At 78.0% G+C, this 1,271-nt stretch carries 1 protein-coding gene and 1 pseudogene; one reads left to right on the top strand and one right to left on the bottom strand.

Going from position 1 to position 1,271, the window contains the following annotated elements; translation table 11 throughout:
- Positions 1–207, top strand: a pseudogene (locus tag AOK18_RS29970) (hypothetical protein); the annotation flags it as partial.
- A 116-nt stretch (positions 208–323) separates the two neighbouring features.
- On the opposite strand, the gene AOK18_RS29965 reads toward AOK18_RS29970, so the two are convergent.
- Entirely contained in the window at positions 324–1,079 is a 756-nt protein-coding gene (locus AOK18_RS29965) for a polysaccharide deacetylase family protein (RefSeq protein WP_240503376.1), read from the bottom strand.
- Positions 1,080–1,271 lie beyond the last annotated feature (192 nt).

Here is a 1,271-nt window from a genome sequence, read left to right as displayed (position 1 = left end):
GGCCTGCCGCCCCGGCCGGGGCGGCAGGCCGAGTGGTACGCGCGGGTGCCGTCCGTGCTGAAGGAACTGGAGGGCGTCAGGGCCGCGCTCCAGTGGAACCACCGCGACCCCGGCCCGCACTGCGACCTGACCGTGGCCGACGAGGCGGCGTGGGAGAGCCTGCGCGAGGCGGTGGCCGACCCGTACCTGAACCAGCCGGTGGAATGACCGGGCGGGCGCCCGCGTCCGGCCGCCCGCACCCGCCCGGCCCTCCGCCCGCCCGATCCGTCCGGCCTGTGCGCTCGGCCTGCCTGCCTGCTCGACCTCCCGGCCCGGCCCGCGGGTCAGCCCGCGAACTCCGGTCCGCGGACCGCTGCCCGGGCGCGCCGGTACCAGCGCCAGGCGATCGTCTTCGGGCCGTCGCGGTAGGGGGCGACGCGGGCGCCGTCACCCGCCAGCCAGGCCCTGACGTCGGCGACGGTGTGGCCGCGGCGGACGATGAGCCGGGCGATGCGGTAGCGCTCGTCCCGCTCCGAACTGAGCGCGTGCCGCACCGCGGTCGCCGTCTCGTACCCGGCGCGGGCCGCCATGGCCCTCACCCGGGGGCTGTTGTAGCCGTGCGGGTAGGCGAGGTGGGGGACCGGGTGGCCGAGGACGTCCTCCAGCACGGCCTTGGAGTCGGACAGTTCGGCGCGCAGTCGTTTCCCGGTCAGCGTGTCCAGCTGGGCGTGGCTGACCGTGTGGCTGCCGATCTCCATGCCGGAACGTTCCAGCTCCGCCACCCGGTCCAGGGTCATCATCGGCGCCGGCGGCAGCAGACTGCGGCCGCCCGGCGTGAGGGCGCCGGTGGTGAGGTACGCGGTGGCCGGCAGGGAGCGCCGGGCCAGGAGATCGGCGGTCGGGCCGGGCAGGTCGGCGAAACCGTCGTCGAAGGTGAGGAGCACCGGCCGGGGCGGGAGGGGCGCCCGCCCGGCGAGGTGGTCGGCGAGGGCGCTGATGGTGACGGGGGTGCGGCCGCTGTCCTCGAGGGCGTCGAGATGCGCCGCGAACTCCCTCGGCGTGACGGTGAACTCGGCGATCCAGCCGGGCGGGTCGTCCATCACGGCGTGGTAGAGGAACACCGGGACGGGCGGGCGCTTTGCGGGCTCCCCGCCGCCGTGGCCCCCCGGCGCGTCCCGGGCTCCGCGCCCCGCCGGGTCCCGTGGGGACGGGGCCGTCATCGCGCACCCCCGGCCGTCCGCCCGCCGGAGGGCGGCCTCCCCGCCGCACCGCCCGCCGCCCGCCGGGCCCGC

Origin of the sequence: Streptomyces prasinopilosus, assembly GCF_001419695.1 — a bacterium.
GTDB classification, from domain to species: Bacteria; Actinomycetota; Actinomycetes; order Streptomycetales; family Streptomycetaceae; genus Streptomyces; species Streptomyces prasinopilosus.
This window is presented reverse-complemented; position numbering and strand designations above follow the sequence as displayed.

Excerpts from the sequence above, each read along its gene's own strand:
- AOK18_RS29965 (WP_240503376.1), bottom strand. The coding sequence starts at position 1,079 with ATGGACGACCCGCCCGGCTGGATCGCCGAGTTCACCGTCACGCCGAGG.